Below are 24,044 nucleotides of genomic sequence, written 5' to 3'. Positions count from 1 at the left end.
AAACATCATGAAAAAACACATATACATCCTTGCAATTTTTGCAATACTCTTTGCTAGTTGCACCACAGATTTTGAAGAAATAAATACCAACCCCAATGCACCCGTGGCAGTTCAACCTAGTTTACTTTTAAGACAAGTAATGTACAATTTTGGCGAAAACATGAGTTACGAGGGCTTTGTTGCTGGAGATTTATTAGCACAACACAGAACCGCTTTAGATTTTAATTTGTTTGATAGGCACGATTTAAAAAGTCCGCAATTAGGTGGTAATCCTTGGAGCATTTTTTACACCAATTTACGAGACAATGAAATCATTTTAAAACAAGCCAAAGAAACACCTGCCTTTGCTGTTTATGAAGGACCTGCTTTAATATTAAAAGCATATATGGCCGCAGGATTGACAGATTTATTTGGCGATGTTCCTTATTTTGAGGCTTTCAACGGAATCGAAGGAACGGTAACACCTGCTTACGATTTACAGGAAGACATTTATCAGAATGAAAACGGAATTTTAGACAATCTTGATAAAGGAATTGCGGCAATAAATAATTACACAGGTTCGATACCTTTAGAAGGCGATATTATATACAACGGTAATTTAGCCCGTTGGATTCAGTTTGCAAACTCTTTAAAGATAAAATACCTCATCCGTATTTCTGCAAAAGTTGATGTTGCTGCGCAGTTACAAACTTTGTTCGATAACGGTAATTACATTCAATCAAATTTAGAAAATGCTGTTTTCGACTTTACAAATTCAGAACCAAACAGTTTTAGATTGGCACAATTAAGAGTTGGAGATTTTAACAACTTTGTACTTTCTGAAACGATGGAAGAGATTCTTACGGACTTAGACGATACAAGAATCAATACTTTTTTTAGACCCTTTGCAAATGCTACGGGTAATGAGTATAAAGGTTTAATAAATGGTATTGATGCATCTTCTACATCGGTTGCTCTGTCAGATTATTCTTTGGCTGGTACTGCTTTTAGAGAAGATACATCTAGTTTAGACGCTAATTTTATGACTGCTTGGGAAACCAGTTTTTTATTAGCAGAAGCCGCTGCAAAAGGATTGATCAATGCAGATGCAGAAACGTTGTACAATACAGGTGTAACGCAAGCTTTTGAGTTTTGGAACACCGATTTACCTGCAACTTATTTATCAGCAAATGCAAATTACAATGCTGTTGGTACTTCTCCATTAAACCAAATAATCACCCAAAAATGGATTGCATCCTTAATAAATGGTTATGAAGGTTGGATAGAATACAGACGTACTGGTTTTCCGGCATTAAAAGATGTTTCTGCAAGTTTAAATGCAGGTTTAATTCCGGTTAGAATGCCATATCCTGCAGAAGCAGCAAGTTTAAATTCAGAAAATTATAACAAAGCAGCAGCGGCTACAAACGGTAATAGTTTAGATGCTAAAGTTTGGTGGAACGAATAAAGTATGGATGTAATAAATTGGCAATGGTTATTGGTCATTAGTTCGAGTCTTATCTTGTTCTTTTTGTCGCCGTATGCAAAAACAACTTCGCAATTTTTTAAAGCAGTTCATAAAAAGAAAGCACCAAATACAGTTGTATTAACAGGTAGTTTAATTATTTCATGGATTTTTGCGAAAAGCATTACCAATGCAGCCAACTTAGGTTTGGCTTTTGGTTTGGTTGGTGGTGTTGCGTATGCAGGTTATTACCTTTCTTTTGCCATTGCTGGTATTATTATTTATCAATTAAGAACCGTTGGCGGCTATACAAGTATTCATCAATTTTTAACTTCGAAATTTGGTAAAAAAGCCATGGCAATCTTTTCGATTTTAATTGCTTTTCGCCTTTTTAATGAAGTATGGAGCAACACCATGGTTATTGGTAGCTATTTTGGCGCACAAGGTAGCACACCTTATTTTACTGCAATTATTGTATTTACTGTGTTAACTCTTGCCTACGCATTAAAAGGTGGTTTAAGCAGTTCTATCTTTACAGACGTTATTCAAATGGTGCTTTTCTCGGTTTTATTGCTAATTATCTTAGGTACAATTTTTACTACGGATGATTTTTCATCCGAAGAAATTATAAGTTCTGGTACCTGGAGTTTCGAATTGGGTTTAAACCTCTTTTTTGCGGCCTTATTACAATCGTTTAGTTATCCGTTTCACGATCCGGTTTTGACTGATAGAGGTTTTATTTCATCACCAAAAGTAACGCGTAAAAGTTTTTTATGGGCCAGTTTTTTAGGTGCAATTTGTATAGTCTTATTTAGTTTAATTGGAGTGTATGCACAAACAAAAGGAATGTCTGGGCAAGCAGCTGTAGAAGTAGGTAAAGCCTTGGGTATTGTTTTGTTATTAGTAATCAATTTTATAATGATTACCTCTGCAGCCTCAACTTTGGACTCCACATTTTCTTCTTTCTCTAAACTTTTAGCCATCGATTTAAATTTAGGAAAGTCGGTTTCTTTTGGAAGAATAACTATGATTACTGTAGCCGTTTTAGGTACGATTCCTGTTTTTTTAAATGCAGAAATCTTATCTGCAACTACCATATCGGGTACAATGGTTATTGGTTTGACACCTATTTTTATTTGTTGGAAAACTCAAGTACCTAAAATTAGTTACTACCTAAGTGTATGTTGTGGCTTGCTCTTTGGATTCTTACTAGTATTTAACATTTTTCCTGAAGCACTCATATTTACAACAGGAAAATACGCCGATTTACTTTGGGTAAATCTTTGGGGAATTTTAAGTTGTGTTCTTTTATACTTTATACCTTCATGGATCAAAAAATAGAAAATTTAGGCAAACTATCTGGTAAAACACTCCTTTTTGGTGGTGTTTATAGCAATCTGCAAGCTTTAGAAGCCTTAAAACAAATTGCCGAAAAAGAAGGCATTTCACCAGAAAATTGCATTTGTACAGGCGATATTGTAGGCTATTGTGCACAACCAGAAGAAACAGTGCAATTATTTAAAATATGGGGCGCAAAAAGTATTGTGGGCAACGTAGAAATGCAGTTACGTGAAAATGCCGCCGATTGTGGTTGCGATTTTAGAGAAGGCTCTAGGTGCGATGGTTTTTCGCAACTTTGGTATCCGTATGCACAAAGTAAATTATCTAGCAACTCTTTAGATTTTTTACAAACATTACCCAACACAATTCAGTTTGAATATGCTTCAAAAAAAGTTACTGTAGTACATGGTTCTTATTTCAATGTATCAGAATTTATATTCAAATCTACCAATTGGTCTAAAAAAGCACCAAATTTTGCTGCTACCAATAGCAATGTAATTGTTGCGGGCCATTGTGGTTTACCATTTCAAGATCAACAAGATGACAAGCTATGGTTAAATCCTGGTGTAATTGGTATGCCCGCAAATGATGGCAACCCAAGTGTTTGGTATGCCATTATAAACGATGCTAAAGAAAATTTTAACTTTACACATCACACCTTAAATTATAATTATAAATTAACAAGCAAATTAATGCAAAACGGTTTGCTTCCAGAAGAATACGCTAGAACTATTGTTACGGGTATTTGGGATAATACAGAAATATTACCTGCGATAGAAACAGGTTTACAAGGATTCGGAATTCAATTATAACATAAAAAAAAAGAAAAATGAGCTATTTAGAAACCACACACAATGTATACAAAGAAGCGGCACTAACACCAGATGTTGGTTTGTGTTGTACTACCAACCCTATTTGGGAACTTCCTGGTTTAAAAATACCAAGAATTATGCAAGAAATGAACTACGGTTGTGGTTCTACAGTGCATGCCAGAGACTTAACCAACAATCCAAAAATGTTGTACGTTGGTGTTGGTGGTGGTATGGAGTTGCTACAGTTTGCATATTTTAACAGAAACAAAGGTGGTGTTATTGGTTTAGATGTTGTTGATGAAATGTTAGAAGCTTCTCGTAAAAATTTTAAAGAGGCAGAAGTCCAAAACGATTGGTTTCGAAGTGATTTTGTAGATTTACGTAAAGGAGATGCCATGGCTTTGCCTGTAGAAGATAATTCTATAGATGTTGCTGCACAAAACTGTTTGTTCAATATTTTTAAATCAGATGATTTAAAGAAAGCCATTGCAGAAATGTACCGAGTATTAAAACCGCATGGTAAATTGGTAATGAGCGACCCTACTTGCGAGCAAGAAATGAATGACGAGTTACGTAATGATGAACGTTTACGTGCTTTATGTTTAAGCGGAAGTTTGTCTATTGCAAATTATGTAAAAGCCTTAACAGATGCTGGCTTTGGAACAATAGAAATTAGAGCGAGAAAGCCATATCGAATTTTAGACCCTAAAAACTATCCAACAGATGAGCTAATTTATATAGAATCGATAGAAGTTGCCGCAATTAAAGACCCAATGCCAGCAGATGGTCCTTGTATTTTTACGGGTAAGGCTGCTATTTATTATGGTGATGAAGACTTTTTTGACGATGGTGCTGGCCATACCTTATTAAAAAATCAACCATTGGCAATTTGCGATAAAACTGCTGCTGCATTAAAAGCTTTGGGTAGAGATGATATTTTCTTTTCAGAATCTACCTATCACTACGATGGCGGTGGCTGTTGTTAATAGAAGCTTTTAGCCGTTAGCTTTTAGCTTTTGGCTGCTATTTTTTAAAAGCATTAAAATGATATAAAACCTCAAATAATGAAAAAACTTTGTATTCTATTTTTAGTAATCAGTTCCACTGCATTTGCACAAAAAAAACTAGACAAACTATTAAACAAATGGAACACTAGAAATGTACCTTACATGTCGGTAGAAACCTTAGCATTGCCAAAAACCAATGCTATTTTATTAGATGCTAGAGAAAAAACAGAATTTGAGGTAAGCCACTTAAAAAAAGCCATTTATGTTGGATACGATAAATTTCAACTAGAAGAAACACTTACAAAATTACCCAAAGATAAAGACGCTAAAATTGTAGTATATTGTTCTTTAGGCATCCGTTCAGAAACCATTGCGCACAAATTAATTAAAGAAGGGTATACCAATGTTTACAATTTATATGGTGGTATTTTCGAATGGAAAAACAACAATTTTAAGGTAGTAGACACCTTAGGCAATCCCACAGAAAAAGTACATGCTTTCAGCAAAAATTGGGGCAAGTGGCTGCATAAAGGAATAAAAGTTTACGAATAAATGAATAAAGGCATAAAAAAGATGACTAAAAATCATAAAAACCTATTGCTTGTTTTTACTAGAAACCCAGAATTAGGAAAAGCAAAAACACGTTTGGCTAAAACGGTTGGTAACCAAAAAGCTTTAGAAATTTACAAGTTTCTATTAGATAGAACTAGAACCATTGCAAGCCAAGTAAACGCAGACAAAGCGGTGTATTATTCTGTAAAAATTAGAGAAAACGATCTTTGGGATGCTAGCATTTTTCAAAAACACCAACAAATTGGCGAAGATTTAGGTATCCGAATGCAAAATGCTTTTCATAACGGTTTTAAAGCGGGCTATGACAAAGTTTTAATTATTGGCAGCGATCTGTACGATTTAACACCAGAAACGGTAAACCATGCTTTTCATCAATTAGACACTAATGATGTAGTTATTGGGCCTGCAGAAGATGGTGGTTATTATTTGTTAGGGATGAATCGTTTGCATGAAAACGTGTTTCAAAATAAAGATTGGGGTACAGAAACGGTTAGAGCAGCAACATTAAAAGATTTACAAGATAAAAAAGTACATTTGTTACACGAATTAAATGATGTAGATGTATATGAAGATATAGCACACCATCCTGCTTTTCAACATTTATTATAAAAACAGACCAAACTAAAATTATGAAACAACAACAATTACAAGAAACCATCGATTTTTTAAAAGCAAAAGGTATTACCAAGCCTACTATAGGTATTGTTTTAGGTACAGGTTTGGGTAAGTTGGTTGATGAAATTACCATCGAAAAAGAAATTTCGTATGCAGACATCCCTAACTTTCCGGTTGCAACTGTAGAGTTTCACTCGGGTAAGTTAATTTATGGTGATTTGTCTGGTAAAAAAGTAATCGTAATGGCAGGTCGTTTTCATTTATATGAAGGTTATACGCCATGGGAAGTAACTTACGGAATTAGAACTATGCACGGTTTGGGCATTCAGAATTTATTAATTTCTAATGCAGCAGGCGCTATTAACCTAGACTATAAAAAAGGCGATTTAATGTTGATAGAAGACCACATCAATTTACAAGGTAGTTCTCCATTAGCTTTTAACGGTGCAAATGCCTTTGGTACTATTTTTGCCGATATGCTAGAACCTTATTCTACAAAAATTAATACCCAAATTAAAAACATTGCACAAGCACAAACTATACAGTTACACCAGGGTATGTATGCGAGTGTACTTGGTCCGCAATTAGAAACGAGGGCAGAATACAGAATGTTACAAATTTTAGAAGCCGATGCAGTTGGTATGAGTACCGTACCAGAAGTAATTGTTGCCAAACAATTAAACTTGCCATGTGCAGCTATTTCTGTATTAACAGACGAGTGTGACCCTAAGAATTTACAACCTGTAGATATTGCAGAAATTATTGCTATTGCTGGTAAAGCAGAACCAAAAATGATTGCCCTTTTTAAAGAAGTGGTGAAAGAATTGTAAACGTATATTATAAAATTTAAAAAAGAGCATATCTTTAGGCCGCCCTTTGGCATACCTAAAGATATGCTCTTTTTGTTTCTGTAAGATGTTATTTTTTTTTTAAAACTTTACAACTTAAAAAATTTTTAGCCTTTCTTTTTTCTTTTACTTAACACACTATTCACGTTTAAGTAATCTTATAGTTATATGCTTGTAAGTTTAAATTTACAACATGACTAGAGTCACTTTCTTTACTTTTTTTATTTTATTACAAACATTAGGTCAAGAAGTAAAATTCGAAAACTTTTCTGTTAACAATGGCTTATCTAACAATTCTGTTAAAGATATCGAAAATGACAATAATGGCGGTTTATGGATAGCTACTTGGGATGGTTTGAACTATTTTGACGGCTACAGCTTTAAAATTTTTAAAAATGATATCGACGATAAAACCACTATTGCAGGTAATTTTATATCTAAAATTAAAAAGGATGGTAATGGTCGTATTTGGATTCTTACCGAAGATTTTAAAGTAAGTAGATACATCGGTAATAAGAAGTTTAAAAATTACGCTTTTAAAGAAAAACCGATAGACATTTCAATTTCGAATAATGAAAACATCATTATCTATACAAAAAATAATTGTTATGAATTTATTGAAGGGCAATTTAAAAACAGACCAACACACTACGTTAACGATAAAAATGTAAGATTAAAAAACATCTTACTCACTAAATATCCAAACTTAGTTATTAATGATATTTTAAAAGATAAAACAGGTAATATTTGGTATGCTACACGTAAAAATGGTTTGTTTATCATTAGAAATAAACTAGATAAATCTAATAAATACCATATAGAAAACTATCTAAAAGACCCTTATTCGCTTACAAGTTTTAATAGTAACGAGATAGAAACCTTGCATGAAGATGTATTTGGCAATATTTGGTTGGGTGCTAAAGATGGTGGTATAAGTATGGCCTATACAAATTCTGATAAAATTCTCTCTATAGCTCCACATCCTATAGAAACTCCTAATATCCCAAACGAAACTTTACGCGCAATTACCAAAGATATTCATGGCAAACTCTGGTTAGGATATTATACAAAAGGCTTGTATTCTTATAATGCTGAAAGTAAAAATTATAAAAAATTTGCAATTAAAGAAGCTAAAGAGCAACCAGATTGGAAACGCATACGTACACTATTTACAGCTTCTGATGGCACCATATGGGCAGGAACTTATGCCGGAATTATAAGAATAAAAAAAAACGGAGATTACACTTTATATGATGCAACAAAAACCGCTAATTTTCCTAATAATAGAAATTATAGCATTTACGAAGACACCAACAAACACTTGTGGATTGCGTGTTGGGGTGGTGTTGCCAAATTTAATTTAAATACAAATAAATTTGAAAGCTATAAAGGGCAACATTTATTAGAAAAGTACCATGTTAGAGATGTAAGTTTTATAGACAACGAATTAATCTTAGCGACAGAAAACAATGGCTTACGATTGTTTGATGTGTATAAAGAAAAACTACAAACCATTCCTGTTAAAAAAGGACTTTCTAATTTTCATAAAGAAGATAAAAGCGTTACCTCTGGTAGCAACCATATAAAATTATTGGATTTAAAAAATGGCGAACTACAAACTATTACTACTAAAAACGGAATCTTAAGCAACAGTACCTACGCTGTGTATAAAGATTTAAAAACAGAATATTATTGGGTAGCAACTTTAGGTGGGTTAACCATTTTTGATAAGAAAAAAGGTATTATTAAAAATATTACTGAAAAAGAAGGTTTACCAAGTCAGCTTGTATATGGTATTTTAAACAATAAAAATGATGTTTGGATAAGTACAACCAAAGGCATTGCAATTATTAATAAAACTAATTTTTCTGTAAAACCTTTCTATCCAAAGGGCGGTTGGCAGGTTTCTGAGTTTTCTGAAGGTGCCTATTATCAAGATGCGAAAGGCGATTTATATTTTGGTGGTATTAATGGCTTAAACTATTTTAATCCTGATAATATTCAATTTAATAACACAGAAGTAAAGCTTAAATTATGGGTAGATTACAATGAAAGCTACACAAAAAACATTGTAAAAACACACAATCAAAACCACATAGATATTGATTTGATACCCATTCGATTTCCTATAAAAGTAGAAAAAAATATTTATTATAAATTAGAAGGAAAAGATAAAGAATGGGTGCTACTAAATCTTAATAATAAAATAAGCTACAGCAACCTTGTACCCGGCAAGTATACTTTTTTAGTTAAAGAGGGTAAAAACAGCAACCACAAGCTACTTTTTAATTTAGAAATTAAAAAACCTTTTTACCAAACCTTGCTATTTTTTATAATAGTAATTGCGCTCATTTTAATTAGTGCCGTCATATTTATTTACATCAAAAATAAAGCTGCGGTTAGACAGCAGAAAAAATTAGAAGAAAAAATAATTGCAAGAACCAAAGTTATAGAAAATCAAAAAAAAGATTTAGAAGACATCAACTCTAAACTCGATGAAAAGAATAAAAAAATACTGCTTCAAAAAGAAAAGTTATTAGAATTACACAACCAATTGAAGAACGAAGATTTTGAAATCGAAAAATTTAAAACTTTTGTTTTATCAGAATTTCAAGAACCCGTTTCTAATATCATAAAAAAAGCAAGCGAATTATCAGAAAATTCAGAAAACAAAAAAAATATTCTTTCACAAGCCAACAAACTAATCACAGTAATTTCTGAGTGGAATTATTTAAGTCAAATTAAAGATATTGGTGCGATAAAAACCTCGGTAGTAGATTTATTACCCATCGTAAAAAACAGTGTTAACAAACTAGAAAACGCATTGCAACAGCACAAAGTAGATTTTAGTTTTCACATTAATAAAACCCCAAATTGGGTAGAAGTAGATGTTTTACGTTTTCGTTTAATGCTTCAATATTTATTTAATGATATTCAAAAATATTCTGATAAAGGAAGTCAATTAGAATTGCAAATTAAGTACATAGCAGGTAATTTTAATATACAAATTACATCTAACAGTAGTTTACTATTAAATAGCTGGCATAGTGTAATGCATTATAGCCCTTATTTTAAAGCGTTTCAAACTTTAGTAAAAGATTTAAATGGCCAATTTTACAACTTTAACTTAGAAAATTCATTTAAAGTATCATTACAAATACCCATAGCAGCAATTAACACGAATGATGCACAAATAGAAACCATCTCTTGGAAACATTTTAAAGAACTTGACAACCTCGCTTCAGATAAAAAAAATGTATTGGTTTTTTGTGATAAAGAAAACACTAGTGCTGCACATCAAATAGTATTAGAAAACAACTATAATTTAATATTCGAAAATACTGCTAGCAATTTAAATGCAGCCACAAAACAACTTACAATACATAGCATTGTATTGTATGATGTTGCTTTTTCTAAAGAACTCTTATACTTTCTTAAAAATTCTGATGAAATTAAAAACAGAAAAATTCCGCTTATCTACATATCCGAAGATTTTAATACACAATTAAGAGAACAGTCTGTTGAGTTTGGTATCGATACTATCATTCAACTACCAGCAAGTACCTCGTTTGTACAAAAAAAAATAGCCTCTTTAATAAACACAAAAAGCAACGCACCATTAGACCATAAATTTCAACAACAAATATTTGATATTTTAACGGATAAAGAACAATTACAAACAGCAAATGACAAGCTCTTAAAAAAGAGTTTACATATTATAAAAAGTGAAATTCACAATCCAACTTTTAATGTAGAAATGTTGGTAGATACCTTAGATATCTCTAGGGTAAAATGTTATCGTTTATTTAAAGAGCGTTTAAAACAATCGCCCTCAGATGTAATCATGTCTTTAAGACTTCAAAAAGCAGAAGCGTTGTTAAAAACGCAAAAACTAAATATATCCGAAATAAGTTTTGAGTGCGGTTATAACGATCCCAAATATTTTGCAAAAGCTTTTAAGAAGCATTATGGTAAAAGCCCTAAAGAATTTAAACAACAGTTTTGTTAAATGTATTGTTACTGTAGGATTTTCTAAATGTTAGAGAATTGTTACTGTAACAAAACTACACCCAATCTGTTTCTTTTTTATACCAATTTGAACAATTTATACCCCTCTTAGAAACAATAATACCCCTATCGGGCATTTTGCCCAACTACATTTATCAAAACTAAAAACACAATTTAAATGAAAAATTTTTACTTATTATTAATTCTTGTCTTTGGGTGTATAGCATATACCGGTGCACAAGTAAAGGTAACAGGGAGTGTAGTTTCCAACACAGACAACCTCCCCATACCAAATGTATCTATTACTGTTAAAGGAAATAACAGTAAAGGAACTGCTACAGATTTTGACGGAAATTTTAAATTATCTCTAAACAATCAAACGGGTACTTTAGTATTTTCTTCTTTAGGGTATGAAACAAAAGAAGTAGCGTTTATCGGCAATCAAGTTTTAAAGGTAACTTTAAAAGAAAGTTCTAGTTCTTTAGACGAAATTGTAATTGTTGGTTACGGTTCTCAAAAAAGATCAGACGTTACTGGTGCAATATCTTCTGTAAAAAGCGAAAACTTTAACAAAGGGGTTGTTGCCAATGCGGGGCAATTATTACAAGGTAAAGTTGCCGGTGTAAATGTATCATCTAATAGTGGTGAACCAGGTGCAACACAAGATGTAATTATTAGAGGGGTTGGTAGTTTAAGATCTGGTACAACACCTCTTTACATTGTAGATGGTTTTGCTCTAGACAACACCAATAATGGTGTTGCTTCTAACCCATTAAACTTTATCAATCCTCAAGACATCGAAAGTATAGAAGTTTTAAAAGATGCATCTTCTGCAGCAATTTATGGTTCTAGAGCTGCAAATGGTGTTATTGTAATTACTACTAAAAAAGGTAAGAAAGGTAAAACTAAAATAAACCTAACACTTTCTAGTGGTTTTGCTACTATTGCAAATAAAATAGCTGTTTTTACTGCTGATGAGTTTAGAACCAATGTAAATGCCGTAAACGGTACTTTGGCAGATGGCGGTGGTGCCACAGATTGGCAAAAAGAACTTACAAGAGCTGCCATTTCTAATAACATTAACTTTTCTATGAGTGGTGGTACAGAAAATTCTTCTTACGCTGCTTCTATTGGTTTAGATGACCAAGAAGGAATCTTAAGAAACAGTAATTTAAAACGTTATTCTGGTCGTTTAAATTTATCACAAAAAGCAATGAACGATAAATTTAACGTAACCTTTAACCTAACAGCTACTAAATTAGACAATACAAGACCAAATGCCAATGCTGTTGTTGGTAATATGCTAAGTTTAAACCCTACAGATACACCTTATGAAAACGGTACGTTAAAAGGAAATTTAAGCAACGATATTTTAAACCCATTTATTGCAGAATCTCTTTACGGAGACTATACAAATAACAATCGTATTCTAGCAAACATTGCACCTTCTTATAAAATCACAAAAGGGTTAACTTATAAGTTAAACATGGGTGTAGACTACTCTATCACAGAAAGAGATGTGCAAAACTTACCATATGCTACAGAAACCAACACAACATTGGGTAGTGTAAATACGGCGACTACAAAAAATAGTAATACACTTGTAGAAAACACACTAACTTACAATTTGTATGGTGATAAAAGTAGTTTTACATTTTTAGCAGGTCATACTTACCAGCAAACAGAAGTTAGTCAAAAACAATTTTTCTTAGAAGGTTTTCCAGACAATGGTGTAGAACCAAGATATCAATTAGAAACTGCAAATCAACAAACAACGCAATCGGCTTTTGCAACTAAAAACGAGTTACAATCTTTCTTCGGAAGACTTAATTATACCTACGACGATAAATACTTAGTAACAGCGACAATGCGTGCAGATGGTTCTTCTAAATTTGGTAAGAATAATAGATATGGATATTTTCCTTCTGTTGCATTGGGTTGGAATATTAGCAATGAAAACTTTTTGGCGAATTCAACTACAATTAACAACTTAAAATTAAGAGCTAGTTGGGGACAAACGGGTAGTCAAGAAATACCATCTAAAATTACCAAAGCAAGTTATACAGAAAGCAACTCAAATAACGACACATACCCTTTAGATAGTAGTGCTACAGATTTAAGTGGATACCCTTACGGTTCTATTTTTACACGTTTGGCAAATCCAAATATTCAATGGGAAGTTGCTACACAAACCAACATTGGTTTAGACTTTAGTTTACTTAACTACAAATTAACAGGTACTATCGATTATTTTAATAAAGTTACAGACAACATCTTATTAGAAGTTGCTCCTACAGATCCTATTGTTCCTGTTTCTACCTACTGGACCAACATTCCGAATATGGAAATCGAAAACAATGGTGTAGAAATCGCTTTAGATTATAAAGACTATGTAAACGATCGTTTTTCTTATAATTTTGGAGGTAATATTTCTTTTACAAAAAATACAGTAAACAACTCTCCTTACAAAATTTTAACTACAGGGGCTGCAAGAGGTGCAGGACAAACGGGTGCTACTATTAACGGCGTTTTAAATGGCGAATCTATTGGTGCTTTTTACATGCAAGAGTTTACAGGCATTGGTGCAGATGGTCTAAATCAATTTAGAGACACAAATAATGATGGTGAAATTTTAGATGATGACAGAACTGTAGTTGGTAATGCCCTACCAGATTATGTATATGCTTTTTACTTAAACTTTACTTACAAAAACTTCGATTTAGGTTTTAATTTTAATGGTGCTGGCGGAAACAAAATATACAACCATGTAGCCATGTCTTCTTTTAATAAAGGAAACCTAGCCAACTCTTTTAACACTACAAACAGAGCTATCGAGTTTTTAAACGAAGCTGCAACAAACTCTAACCTAGTTTCTACAAGGTATTTAGAAAATGGTAGTTTCTTAAGATTAAACAATGCAACAATTGGGTATAATTTATCACCAGAAAGTATCGGTTTTGGCGAAAGCATTAAAAATTTACGCTTATCAGTTACAGGTCAAAATCTATTTGTAATAACAGATTATAGCGGTTTCGACCCAGAAATTAATACAGGTAGTCCTTTAGGTGGTATCCAAACTTTTGGTATCGATTACTTTAGTTACCCAAAGAGTAAAACAATTCTTTTAAGCTTAAACGTAGAATTTTAATTAAAAAATAATGAAAAATATAATAAAAAGTACACTTTTAGCATTCAGCTTCTTATGTATCTATAGCTGTAGCGATTTAAATGAAGAGGTTTTAGATGAATCTTTAACAGGTAGCGGGCAAGCAGAAGCAATAAGTGGTGCTATTGCACCAGCTTACGGGCAAGTTTCTTGGACATGGAGGCACACAAACTACTATGGTTTGCAATTGATACCTAGTGACGAGGCTATTTTACCTTACAGAGGTGGTACAGATTGGTATGATGGTGGTAAGTTTTTAGCTGCACATACACACTCTATTACACCAACAAATGATTTGGTTAAAAGTGCTTGGACAGAGCTAACAATTAATATCTCTAGAACCGTAAGTGCTATCGAAGTTTTAAGACCATTGGCAGATGCAGGTAATACAGAGGCGGCTGGTGCTTTATATGAAATGATTGCGTTAAGGGCCTATTTAAATATGTTAACATTAGACAGTTGGGGCTTGGTCTTTAAAAAAGAATTGTCTAGCAAAGATTCAGAAATCTTAAGAAATCAAGAGGCAGTAGATTATATAGAAAGCGAATTGTTATCTGTTGTAGACCTTATAAATAATAATAAAGGCCCGGGTAGAATGACACAAGCTGCGGTTTGGGGATTTTTAGCAAGATTGCACTTAAATGCTGCTGTATATAGAGATCCTTACGGTACACCAAACTTTACCACAGAAGATATGGATAAGGTTATTACGTATACCAATAACATTATCAATTCAGGACAATTTTCTTTATCGCCAGAATATTTCGACTTGTTTAATGATGATAACAATAGCAATGCAGAATTGATATTTGCTTCAGACCAACGTGGTGTCTTAAAAAGAGAACACAGTCGTTGGGCATATTGGTCTATTCCTGGTTCTATGTACCCAAGACCAGAACACCTAAGTGCAGATGGTACAGATGGGCCAGCAATTACATCAGACTTTTATCAAACTTGGGTAGCTGCTTATGGTAGCGTAGACCCAGCAGATGCAGACCCTAGGTTTTTACAAAAAAACACACAAGAAGCAGCCAACGGTGTAGCAGATCTTACAGGTTTATCTCCTTTAAATGACGAGAATAACTATTATTGTGTAGCTGCCAAAGACTTCGAAATTGATAGAGGTATTTTAAGAGGCGTGCCTTGGGCTGCTAGAAAAGATGAAAATGGTGCATTTTATACTTGTAGCGATGGATACAGAATTTACCCCGTAAAACAAATAAAAGGAAACGGAAAAGATAAGAATGTAGCTTATGTAAATCTTACAGAAAAAGTAGATTTTACTAACGAAGGAAGAGCTCATCATACAGGTTTTCGTGTATCTAAATACCAATTTAGCCGCACCTCTCCTAACGGAAACAACTTTAGCAGCGTAGATTTAGTCTTAATGCGTTATGCAGAAATTTACATGATGCGTGCCGAAGCACAATTAAGAAAAGGAGACAATGCTGCTGCACTAGCAGATGTAAATACTGTAAGAATGTCTAGAACTGCACGTGCACCTTTACCAACAGCTTTAAACAGTATCAACTTAGATATTTTATACAGAGAGTTAGGTTTTGAGTTCTATTGGGAAGGTTTAAGAAGAACAAACCAAATCCGTTTTAGTCATTACGAAGATTCGTGGACAGAAAAAACAGATACCAATGTAAACAACAGGTTGTTTCCAATACCACAAGTTGCCATAGATGGTGCTTCTAACACACCGGGTTACTTAGAACAAAACAAAGGATATTAGATTTTATGTTTGATGTATGGGGGCTTTTCTTAATAAGAGAGCTCCCTTTTTTTATCAAATTCACTAAAAGTATAGCATGAAAAACATTTTGAAAAACACACTATTGGTTTTGCTATCTATTTTGTACATAGGTTGTAAAAAAGAAACATCTAAAAAACCTTTAAATGTTATTTTAATGATAGGAGACGGTATGGGGCTTGCCCAAGTTTCTACAGCATTTTATTTCGGAAAAAATACACCAAATTTCGAACAATTTAAAGAAATCGGTTTTATAAAAACACAAAGTACAAGCCACACAATAACAGATTCTGCCGCAGGTGCAACTGCATTTGCAACAGGTGAAAAAACATACAAAAGAGCCATTGGTGTCTCTAAAGACAGTTTACCTATTCCTACCATAATAGAGACCCTGCAACAAAAAGGTTATCAATCTGGTTTGGTAAGCTTAACACCAATAACACATGCTACACCTGGGGCTTTTTATGCCCATGTAAAAGATAGAGATTCGCACGAAGAAATTGCTTTAGACCTTATCGATGCCAATATCGATTTTTTTGCCGGTGGTGGTTTAAAATACTTAAAGCGCAGAAAAGATAAAAAAGATTTGTATGCGGCATTGCTAGCTAAAAATTACCAACTAGATTCTGTAGAATTATCTCGTTATAATATTCACAAAAGAAATGGTTATTTATTAGCAAACGATGGTTTGCCATCAAAATTAGAAGGTAGAAAAAGTTTTTTTCAAGACGCTACGCAACTCGGTTTAGACTATTTAACAGAAAAAGAGAAACCTTTCTTTTTAATGATTGAAGGCTCTTATATCGATTGGGGCGGACACGCCATGGATGCCGAACTTTTAAAGCAAGAAGTTTTAGATTTTGATAAAACTTTAGGGGTTGTTTTAAACTACATAAAAAAACACCCAAACACACTTTTGGTAGTTACTGCAGACCATGAAACAGGAGGCGTAAGTATTGGTAAATCGTATGTTATTGATGAAGCAACAGGCGAAAAACAAGAAGAAACTACCAATGTTTCTATCAATTTTAACAATGACCAACATAGCGGTACGCTGATACCTGTTTTTGCAAAAGGACCAGGCGCACCACTTTTTAAAGGCATTTATGAAAACAATGAAATTTATCATAAAATTTTAAAAGCCATTCACAATAAATAAAAATAATGAACCACTATTCTACAATAACACGCGTTTTATTCCTACTTACTTTTGTAGTGAATTGCTCGCTTTTTGGGCAACAAAAACCCATCATTCATTCTCATAATGATTACTTACAATCTGTTCCTTTCTGGAACGCTTTTTCTAACGGAGCTACCTCTTTTGAAGCTGATGTATTTTTAAAAGACAAACAACTTTTTGTGGCGCATACGCTATCAGAAATACAACCTAAAAACACTTTTGAAACGCTGTATGCAAAGCCTCTTAAAACTGTTTTAAATTTAAAGTATCAAGAAGATAAGAAACTTATACTTTTAATAGATATCAAATCAGAAGCAGTATCAACATTAAACAAAGTAATTTCTGTATTAGAAAAATATCCTAGCATACACAATAGTAACAACCTCAAAATTGTAATTTCTGGTAATAGACCCCCTTCAAACACCTACAACACCTACCCTTCTTATATTTATTTTGATTGTCAAGAATTAGATACAGAAGTATCAAAAAAAGCATGGGATAAAATAGGAATGGTGAGTTTAAGTTTTAAGCCTTTTTCTACATGGAACGGTAAAGGAAGATTAACGCACGATGATGCCACTAAAGTTAAAAACATCATAGCAAAAGCAAAGAAAACAAAAAAGCCTTTTCGTTTTTGGGCAAGTCCAGATTCTAAAAGAGCCTGGAGAACTTTGGCTGATATGGGCGTAGACATCATTAATACAGACAAACCTTTTTTATGCGCCACTTACTTTAATACTCTGCCAAATAGAGCTATTACCTCTACAACATTTTCTAAAGTATACCAGCCCTCTTACAGCGCAGATCAAAAAGATTTACCTGTAAAAAACATTATTTTATTAATAGGTGATGGCAATGGTTTGGCTCAAATATCTGCCACAACTTTAGCAAATAATGGCAAATTGTCTTTAACACAACTAAAAAGTATTGGTTTTATAAAAACACAAGCTGCAGATGATTTTACAACAGATTCTGCTGCTGCAGGTACCGCGTTGGCTACGGGTATCAAAACAAATAACAGAGCCATTGGTACAGATCCTTTTAGAAAACCAATTCAGAATATTACAGAAATTTTAAGTAGTTTTAACTTTTCTACGGCCTGCATAACAACAGACAATATTATAGGGGCTACACCGGCTTCTTTTTATGCACATGCCATCGACAGGTCTGATGATGCTATCATTTCTAAGCACCTTATTAATAGCAAGCTAAACTTGTTTATTGGTGGCGGCGGTGCTAATTTTAAAAACACCTCTTTAACTACTAATTTTACCATTTTGCCTTCTTTAGAAAATTTAGAAAATACAACTGCAGATAAAGTAGGTGTATTTACATCTGCACATGGTTTAAAAACCATTATTAATGGTAGAGGAAACCTACTTGCCAACGCAACAAAAAAAGGTTTAGATTTTTTACATAAAAAAAACAAACCCTTCTTTTTAATGATAGAAGCTGCCAAAATAGACCATGCAGGTCATGCAAATGATACCGCAGGTATTTTAGCTGAATCAATCGATTTTGACAAAGCCATTACAGAGGCTTTAAAGTTTGCAGATACTCACCCAGATACTTTGGTAATTATTACCGCAGACCACGAAACTTCGGGCTTTAGCATCCCGCAGGGTAATGTAAAAACACATGAAATAGAAGGTTATTTTGCTTCGTACGACCACACAGCTATTATGGTGCCTATTTTTGCTTATGGCCCGATGTCTTATGAATTTCAGGGTGTTTATGAAAACAACGAAGTGTTTCATAAAATTATGAAAATTCTAAAGAAATAGTAGAAAAACTATCTATTTTTCAACTAAAAAACCCCAAACACTTGTTTGGGGTTTTTTACTTATAATATCTTTAGGATACTGCATTTAATTCTTGCATTATTTCTGCAAACAGTTGGTACGATTTAATGCGGTCTTCTATATCATAAATATTGGTTACCGCAATCAATTCATCTGCTTGGGTTTCTTCTAAAAACATTTTTACTTGTGCTTTTACTGTGGCTTTGCTTCCTATAAAAGAATGCTTTAACATTTGATGTACTTGCGGATGCTCTAAAATTTCTTGATGCTCTTCTGTAAAAGTAACTGGTGGTTTTACACCACTTCTTTTACCGGTAAGCAAGCCTACAATTAATTGTATTAAAGAGGTTGCAATGCGTTTGGCTTCTTCATCTGTATCTGCAATAATCACATTTACACCTGCCATTACATAGGGTTTATCTAAGGCATCCGAAGGCTGAAACTCTTGTCTATAAATTTTTATAGCTGTTGCTAAATAGGTAGTTGCAAAATGACTTGCAAATGCATACGGCAAACCTTTTTTTGCTGCCAAATGTGCACTATCGGTACTAGAACCTAAAATATAAATAGGCACATCTACACCTTCTGCAACCGTTGCTCTTACGCCTGCAGTACTATTTTCTTTCGAAAAATATTGCTGAATTTTAGCTACTTCTCTCGTAAAATCTTGTGCGGCACTCATAAAATCTGAACGAATGGCTGCTGCTGTTGCCCTATCGGTTCCTGGTGCCCTACCCAAACCTAAATCGATTCTGTTAGGGTATAACGTAGCCAATGTACCAAATTGCTCTGCGACTATTAAAGGCGAATGATTGGGCAACATAATTCCGCCAGAACCAATGCGTAATGTATTGGTTGCCTGTGCTGCGTGCCCAATTAAAATTGCTGTGGCACTAGACCCAATATGTTCTGAGTTATGGTGTTCTGCCAACCAATACCTGGTATACCCGGCTTTTTCGGCACTTTTTGCTAGTGCTATAATATTGCGAAAGGTTTGTTGTAATGTATTATTTTGAGATACCAAAGCCAAATCTAGTATCGAGTATAAAGTGTTTTTAAATTTCATAAAAGTATCAGAATCAATGTAAACGTGTGTTTCAAACTTTTTAAGGGACCACAAAGTTACGCAACCAATTTAGTTGTTTGCACTAAGGTTCTGTTAATTCTTACAATAGAACTATTGATACAATTGATAGGCTTACAACGCTAAAAGCTTAGCGTTTTTTACCTTTACTTTTTAGCTCTTTTATTTTTACGTAAATTAACTTTAAGCGGCCGTTTGCAGTGTCTCTTCGTTCTACTTCAAAGTTAGGTATCGACTGAATTAACGGTGTTAATTTTTGAAACCCATAATTTCTAGAATCAAAATTGGGTTGTTTCTTTTGCAACAAGCCACCAACATCTCCTAAAAAGGCCCAACCATCATCATCGGCAACAGCATCTATAGTATTGGCTATAAATTTTATTTCTTTTGAGGTAATGGTATCGTACTTATTTTTGGTAGCTGGTTTTGTAGTTGTTGTTTCTTGTTCATTGTCTTCGTTTTCTTGCTTTAAGATTTCGATATAAATAAACTTATCACAAGCTACAATAAACGGATTTGGTGTTTTCTTTTCTCCCAATCCGTACACTTTCATACCGGCTTCTCTTAAACGGGTTGCCAAACGTGTAAAATCGCTATCACTAGACACCAAACAGAAACCGTCTACTTTTTCTGAATATAAAATATCCATCGCATCGATAATCATGGCAGAATCTGTGGCATTTTTACCGGTAGTATAGCCATATTGCTGTATGGGTGTAATGGCATTTTCTAACAACATGTTTTTCCATTTAGACAAATGTGGCTTGGTCCAATCACCATAAATACGTTTAATTGTTGGGTTACCGTATTTGGCAATTTCTTCCATCATTTCTTTTACATACGCAGAGGGTATGTTGTCTCCGTCTATTAAAACTGCTAGTTTTATGTCCATTATATCTTGTTTATAGTTATAAAGATAGTGGGTTTCTTACAACTGTTAAAACTTAACCGCTTTTAAATTGTATTTTGTGGTTTTCTTTTCTCTTTTATTTTAAGATGAAAGTTTATTGGACTGCACATTTATAAAAGATAAGTTGTAACTTTCATATTTAAAACTAAAAAGACACAATGGGATTATTTAATAAAATACTAGGCAATGCTAGTGAGGTTTCTACTGAAAAATTAACAGAAAAATACCAACGCTTGTTAGTAGACAACGAGCATATAGAACTTGGTTTTAAATTGTTAAGAGACACGTTTATGTTTACCAACAAACGTTTAATTTTAATAGACGTGCAAGGTTTAACGGGTAGTAAAGTAGAATACAAATCGATGCCTTACAAAAGTATTTCTCGGTTTTCTTTAGAAACCTCGGGTACTTTTGATTTGGATGCCGAATTAAAAATTTGGATTTCGAGCGAAAACATTCCTTCTGTAAGCAAAAAGTTTAACAAAAGCATCGATGTCTACGAAGTACAAAAGTACTTGGCTAGTAAAGTGATGTAGATACTGTGCTTCGTTTTTTACTTACAAAAGGTGTTTTTTAGATGATTACCATTTATACAAACCGCCTCTTTTTACAAACTTATCTATATTATAATGCATAGTTTTCATAGCGTTTGCAACACCAACCTCTAAAATTGGTTTACTATAATTGTGTGTACCTTGCGCATTGTCAAAAAAACGACCTGCAGGATCTACCATTACATAACTACCCTTTATAGCTGTGTTGGATTCTGGTACTATAGTTTCAACGTTTTTATGTGTATTTAAAAAATAAGTATACTCTGCATCTGTAATTTTAAAATCATCAATTTTATTATCATTTTGGCCTTTTATTGGTAATACTTGTAATACTTTCCAACGTTGAGGGTTGGCAGAGGAAATAAAATCAGATAAATTTTCTTTAAAGTTTACACTATTTACCACTGTATTAATTTTTAAGCCATAACCATGACTTTTAATAGCAACTATTAAATCATAATAATTCGCCTTACTTAATGTTCTTTTCCCTATAATAGCTCTACCTATTTTAATATTGTTTTCTTCCTTTAAGCTATCAATACTTACAGCAATCCAATCTAAATACGGTTTGTTTTCTATTAAAAACTTTTCTGTTAATTTACTGCCATTGGTTACAATCATTGTAGTTAGGCCTAATTCTTTTGCTTTCTTAATTAGTTTGGGTAACCATTTGCAAAGTAAAGGTTCACCGCCTGCAAATGTTATTTTCTCAAAGCCTGCTAAAGCGATTTGCTCTACCACTTTTATAGCATCTTGTTCTGGTAAATGCCCTTTTGGCAAAATGGTTTGTTTTACATCTTGAAAGGTTGCAAAACAAAATTCACAACGCATGTTGCAAGGTTCCCACAAGTGAAAATTTATACTTGGTATAAAATTAGTATTCATAATATAGAGTTTAAAATTAGGTGTAGCACCAACTATATATGTATACTTACTATATCTATTGTTCTATTTTTACTATAAAATTTTTAAGATTTAAAAAATCCTTCCTTTCTAGTTCACTGCTTCTAAGTAAGTGCAGTATTTCTTGGTAATTCACTCGAATTACACCATTTTCTACGACTCCAATTTTCTCCATCGCAGTAGTAACATACCATAACTTTATTATTCTTTTTTCACCTTGTTTGATAAGATGGTTTTGTGCTTTTGTAAGTTGACTAATTGCTTTTCTATCTTGTGGAACTTGAGCTAATTGTTGTCTTAAATTTATTTTTTGAGAAGTACGTTTTAACTGCATTAAAACAATGTATTCGTTATCTTCTAAAACAACATCTGCATCTCCATTTTTAATTCCGTTATCTTCTTGCCAATTAGTATTAACTTTCCATACATCATCCCATCTAATTAGATAGTTCTTTAATATTTGTTCAATAACTCTACCATCTTTAGGTGTGTAGTTTTTCAAAATGCTTTCTGTAATCGTATACAAACCAGAAAAAGCACTAATTATACCTATCGGTGAAACTACCAATGTACCCAAACGAAGAAAAGGTTTCTGCCACATTGATAAAGGCATATTAAATGGGTCAAAGTCTTTTGTACACCAATCAAATGAAAAATCTTTAATTAAATTATTCATTTCATTTTCAGTAATAGGATTTCCTGAACCAGTTGCTATTTTACTTAATATAGAAGGTTTAGACATTAGCAATGGTTCTATACCAATACCTTCTAGTTCTAACATTCGATTAATAAACGCTTGTTTATAAGTAATATTAGGGGTTGACACTTTAAAACTAAGTAATGGTTTTACTTGTTTCTCAAATTTACTTTTTCCTAATAAATTTAAAAATGTTGTTAGGTGATTTAACTTCGGTCTATTGTTAGGTATGTCTTTATCCAATAAACCTAAATCACTCAATGCCATATCAATAGACACTAATTTAGTATTAGCTTCTTTATTTTCTACAGAATGAATGTTATTCACATATTTAATTTCTTCCCTTTCTTCTAAATTACGTGCAATGATTCTGCCATATGCATCATAAATTTCTTCATTTCTAGCATACAGCACACCATCTTTATGCCATTGCTTATTAAATTTTTCACTTTCAATAAAAGAAAATTCACTAGAGCCCATCATCTTCATTTGAAGTCCATCCTCTAAGGCATACCTTATGATATTTTCTCTTGTTTGTATATACGCTAACCCAAATAAAAACAAACTTTCGTGCTCATTTTTACTTAAAATTGAAAAATACTTTTTGTTGATTACTTCAATTTCTGGGGTCTTTGAAAAATCTATTAGGTTTTTGTGTTGTATATAAGCTATTAAAAGACTTAAAGCATCACCAGAATACTGTATATCTTCTGCACTTTTAATTTCATAATAACGACTCTCGAAGGCTACTATTAGCGCTAATAATAAATCTAAACCATCCTCTTTAGAATTATCAAAATAAAGAACAACTGCTTGCCATGAATCATTATGTTGAGCAAAGAAGTAGTTCCATTTATCAATTTCTTCTTTTAAATCTTCTGAAATACCTTTCAGATTATTTAAAAAGGTTAATCGTTCTGTATTTAAAAAACCAAAAGAGCTTTTTACAAAATCTATATAATGTTGGGGTCTATTATATAATAGAAAACTTTCAAAAGTTTCTATAAACCATTTTTTTGAGAAATAGTATTCAATTAATAAATGCGAATGCGGGTTTTGAAGCCAGTTAGCGTTTTGTGAAGTAAGAAAATCTGAATAAAATTCTTTTGAAAAAAATAAGCGTTTTTTATTTTTAGTAAGCCAGTTGTATAACTCATTTATAGGTAATTGCCATGCAATACGATACGCCTCAATTTTATTGCCATTGTTCCAAGCAATTTGAGCATCTTTTTTAATAGTAGTATTAGTGTTCATTATAAAACAATTTAAAGTTATCGCTTAAACGATATTGTTTTGAATGAACAATTGCAAATATATAAAAAATATACGCATTTATTTTATTAC

General features: G+C 32.9%; 17 protein-coding genes. 13 read left to right on the top strand and 4 right to left on the bottom strand.

Annotation, left to right across the window (positions count from 1 at the left end; translation table 11 throughout):
* The first annotated feature begins 7 nt into the window (after window positions 1-7).
* The 12 genes from ACYPV9_RS07305 (at window position 8) to ACYPV9_RS07250 (ending at window position 18,534) form a co-directional block, all read left to right on the top strand.
* Window positions 8-1,447 (top strand): SusD/RagB family nutrient-binding outer membrane lipoprotein, encoded by a 1,440-nt coding sequence (locus ACYPV9_RS07305; RefSeq protein WP_459742685.1) that lies wholly within the window; start codon window positions 8-10, stop codon window positions 1,445-1,447.
* 3 nt (window positions 1,448-1,450) lie between these two features.
* Entirely contained in the window at window positions 1,451-2,785 is a 1,335-nt protein-coding gene (locus ACYPV9_RS07300) for a sodium:solute symporter family transporter (RefSeq protein ID WP_459742684.1), read from the top strand.
* Complete coding sequence (locus ACYPV9_RS07295) at window positions 2,770-3,597, top strand: metallophosphoesterase family protein (protein WP_459742682.1); 828 nt, start codon at window positions 2,770-2,772, stop codon at window positions 3,595-3,597. Before ACYPV9_RS07300 ends, ACYPV9_RS07295 begins: the two co-directional genes overlap by 16 nt.
* A 17-nt stretch (window positions 3,598-3,614) precedes the next feature.
* Window positions 3,615-4,583: an arsenosugar biosynthesis arsenite methyltransferase ArsM gene (gene arsM / locus ACYPV9_RS07290; RefSeq protein WP_459742680.1), complete on the top strand. Its 969-nt coding sequence runs from the start codon at window positions 3,615-3,617 to the stop codon at window positions 4,581-4,583.
* Window positions 4,584-4,661: 78 nt separating this feature from the next.
* On the top strand, window positions 4,662-5,156 hold the full coding sequence (locus tag ACYPV9_RS07285; RefSeq protein ID WP_299064740.1) for a rhodanese-like domain-containing protein: 495 nt from the start codon (window positions 4,662-4,664) through the stop codon (window positions 5,154-5,156).
* Window positions 5,157-5,786, top strand: coding sequence for a TIGR04282 family arsenosugar biosynthesis glycosyltransferase (locus ACYPV9_RS07280; RefSeq protein ID WP_459742678.1), 630 nt, complete (start codon window positions 5,157-5,159; stop codon window positions 5,784-5,786).
* A gap of 20 nt (window positions 5,787-5,806) precedes the next feature.
* Complete coding sequence (locus tag ACYPV9_RS07275) at window positions 5,807-6,622, top strand: purine-nucleoside phosphorylase (RefSeq protein WP_459742676.1); 816 nt, start codon at window positions 5,807-5,809, stop codon at window positions 6,620-6,622.
* Between the two features lie 211 nt (window positions 6,623-6,833).
* Entirely contained in the window at window positions 6,834-10,649 is a 3,816-nt protein-coding gene (locus tag ACYPV9_RS07270; protein WP_459742674.1) for a two-component regulator propeller domain-containing protein, read from the top strand.
* Window positions 10,650-10,826: 177 nt separating this feature from the next.
* Window positions 10,827-13,796 carry a SusC/RagA family TonB-linked outer membrane protein gene (locus ACYPV9_RS07265; protein WP_077809932.1) on the top strand — a complete coding sequence of 990 codons (2,970 nt, stop codon included), beginning with the start codon at window positions 10,827-10,829 and terminating at the stop codon, window positions 13,794-13,796.
* A 10-nt stretch (window positions 13,797-13,806) separates the two neighbouring features.
* Entirely contained in the window at window positions 13,807-15,552 is a 1,746-nt protein-coding gene (locus ACYPV9_RS07260; protein ID WP_459742671.1) for a RagB/SusD family nutrient uptake outer membrane protein, read from the top strand.
* A 76-nt stretch (window positions 15,553-15,628) separates the two neighbouring features.
* A complete protein-coding gene (locus tag ACYPV9_RS07255) occupies window positions 15,629-16,729 on the top strand; it encodes an alkaline phosphatase (RefSeq protein WP_459742669.1) in 1,101 nt (366 codons plus the stop codon).
* Window positions 16,730-16,734: 5 nt separating this feature from the next.
* Entirely contained in the window at window positions 16,735-18,534 is a 1,800-nt protein-coding gene (locus ACYPV9_RS07250; RefSeq protein WP_459742667.1) for an alkaline phosphatase, read from the top strand.
* A gap of 70 nt (window positions 18,535-18,604) precedes the next feature.
* Here the strand turns inward: ACYPV9_RS07250 and ACYPV9_RS07245 are convergent, their stop codons facing one another.
* Both ACYPV9_RS07245 and ACYPV9_RS07240 read right to left on the bottom strand, forming a co-directional pair.
* Complete coding sequence (locus ACYPV9_RS07245) at window positions 18,605-19,618, bottom strand: LLM class flavin-dependent oxidoreductase (RefSeq protein WP_459742665.1); 1,014 nt, start codon at window positions 19,616-19,618, stop codon at window positions 18,605-18,607.
* A gap of 148 nt (window positions 19,619-19,766) precedes the next feature.
* Complete coding sequence (locus ACYPV9_RS07240; protein ID WP_459742663.1) at window positions 19,767-20,528, bottom strand: NYN domain-containing protein; 762 nt, start codon at window positions 20,526-20,528, stop codon at window positions 19,767-19,769.
* A gap of 176 nt (window positions 20,529-20,704) precedes the next feature.
* Here ACYPV9_RS07240 and ACYPV9_RS07235 point away from each other — a divergent pair, with 176 nt between their 5' ends.
* Window positions 20,705-21,082, top strand: coding sequence for a PH domain-containing protein (locus ACYPV9_RS07235; protein ID WP_077809938.1), 378 nt, complete (start codon window positions 20,705-20,707; stop codon window positions 21,080-21,082).
* Window positions 21,083-21,127: 45 nt separating this feature from the next.
* Here the strand turns inward: ACYPV9_RS07235 and ACYPV9_RS07230 are convergent, their stop codons facing one another.
* Window positions 21,128-21,985: a viperin family antiviral radical SAM protein gene (locus ACYPV9_RS07230; protein WP_459742660.1), complete on the bottom strand. Its 858-nt coding sequence runs from the start codon at window positions 21,983-21,985 to the stop codon at window positions 21,128-21,130.
* A 55-nt stretch (window positions 21,986-22,040) separates the two neighbouring features.
* Window positions 22,041-23,954, bottom strand: a complete 1,914-nt coding sequence (locus ACYPV9_RS07225; protein ID WP_459742658.1) for a hypothetical protein — start codon at window positions 23,952-23,954, stop codon at window positions 22,041-22,043.
* Window positions 23,955-24,044 lie beyond the last annotated feature (90 nt).

The sequence above is a fragment of the Polaribacter sp. OB-PA-B3 genome (assembly GCF_054589375.1).
The sequence above is the reverse complement of the archived record's forward strand: the minus strand, read 5'-3'. Positions and strand labels throughout refer to the sequence as shown.

Bases quoted from the DNA above. Each gene is read 5' to 3' on its own strand.
- ACYPV9_RS07240 (WP_459742663.1), bottom strand. From the start codon at position 20,528: ATGGACATAAAACTAGCAGTTTTAATAGACGGAGACAACATACCCTCT.
- ACYPV9_RS07270 (WP_459742674.1), top strand. From the start codon at position 6,834: ATGACTAGAGTCACTTTCTTTACTTTTTTTATTTTATTACAAACATTA.
- ACYPV9_RS07295 (WP_459742682.1), top strand. From the start codon at position 2,770: ATGGATCAAAAAATAGAAAATTTAGGCAAACTATCTGGTAAAACACTC.
- ACYPV9_RS07255 (WP_459742669.1), top strand. From the start codon at position 15,629: ATGAAAAACATTTTGAAAAACACACTATTGGTTTTGCTATCTATTTTG.
- ACYPV9_RS07285 (WP_299064740.1), top strand. From the start codon at position 4,662: ATGAAAAAACTTTGTATTCTATTTTTAGTAATCAGTTCCACTGCATTT.
- ACYPV9_RS07230 (WP_459742660.1), bottom strand. From the start codon at position 21,985: ATGAATACTAATTTTATACCAAGTATAAATTTTCACTTGTGGGAACCT.
- ACYPV9_RS07265 (WP_077809932.1), top strand. From the start codon at position 10,827: ATGAAAAATTTTTACTTATTATTAATTCTTGTCTTTGGGTGTATAGCA.
- ACYPV9_RS07305 (WP_459742685.1), top strand. From the start codon at position 8: ATGAAAAAACACATATACATCCTTGCAATTTTTGCAATACTCTTTGCT.
- ACYPV9_RS07280 (WP_459742678.1), top strand. From the start codon at position 5,157: ATGAATAAAGGCATAAAAAAGATGACTAAAAATCATAAAAACCTATTG.
- ACYPV9_RS07235 (WP_077809938.1), top strand. From the start codon at position 20,705: ATGGGATTATTTAATAAAATACTAGGCAATGCTAGTGAGGTTTCTACT.
- ACYPV9_RS07245 (WP_459742665.1), bottom strand. From the start codon at position 19,618: ATGAAATTTAAAAACACTTTATACTCGATACTAGATTTGGCTTTGGTA.
- ACYPV9_RS07300 (WP_459742684.1), top strand. From the start codon at position 1,451: ATGGATGTAATAAATTGGCAATGGTTATTGGTCATTAGTTCGAGTCTT.
- ACYPV9_RS07250 (WP_459742667.1), top strand. From the start codon at position 16,735: ATGAACCACTATTCTACAATAACACGCGTTTTATTCCTACTTACTTTT.
- ACYPV9_RS07275 (WP_459742676.1), top strand. From the start codon at position 5,807: ATGAAACAACAACAATTACAAGAAACCATCGATTTTTTAAAAGCAAAA.
- ACYPV9_RS07260 (WP_459742671.1), top strand. From the start codon at position 13,807: ATGAAAAATATAATAAAAAGTACACTTTTAGCATTCAGCTTCTTATGT.
- arsM (WP_459742680.1), top strand. From the start codon at position 3,615: ATGAGCTATTTAGAAACCACACACAATGTATACAAAGAAGCGGCACTA.
- ACYPV9_RS07225 (WP_459742658.1), bottom strand. From the start codon at position 23,954: ATGAACACTAATACTACTATTAAAAAAGATGCTCAAATTGCTTGGAAC.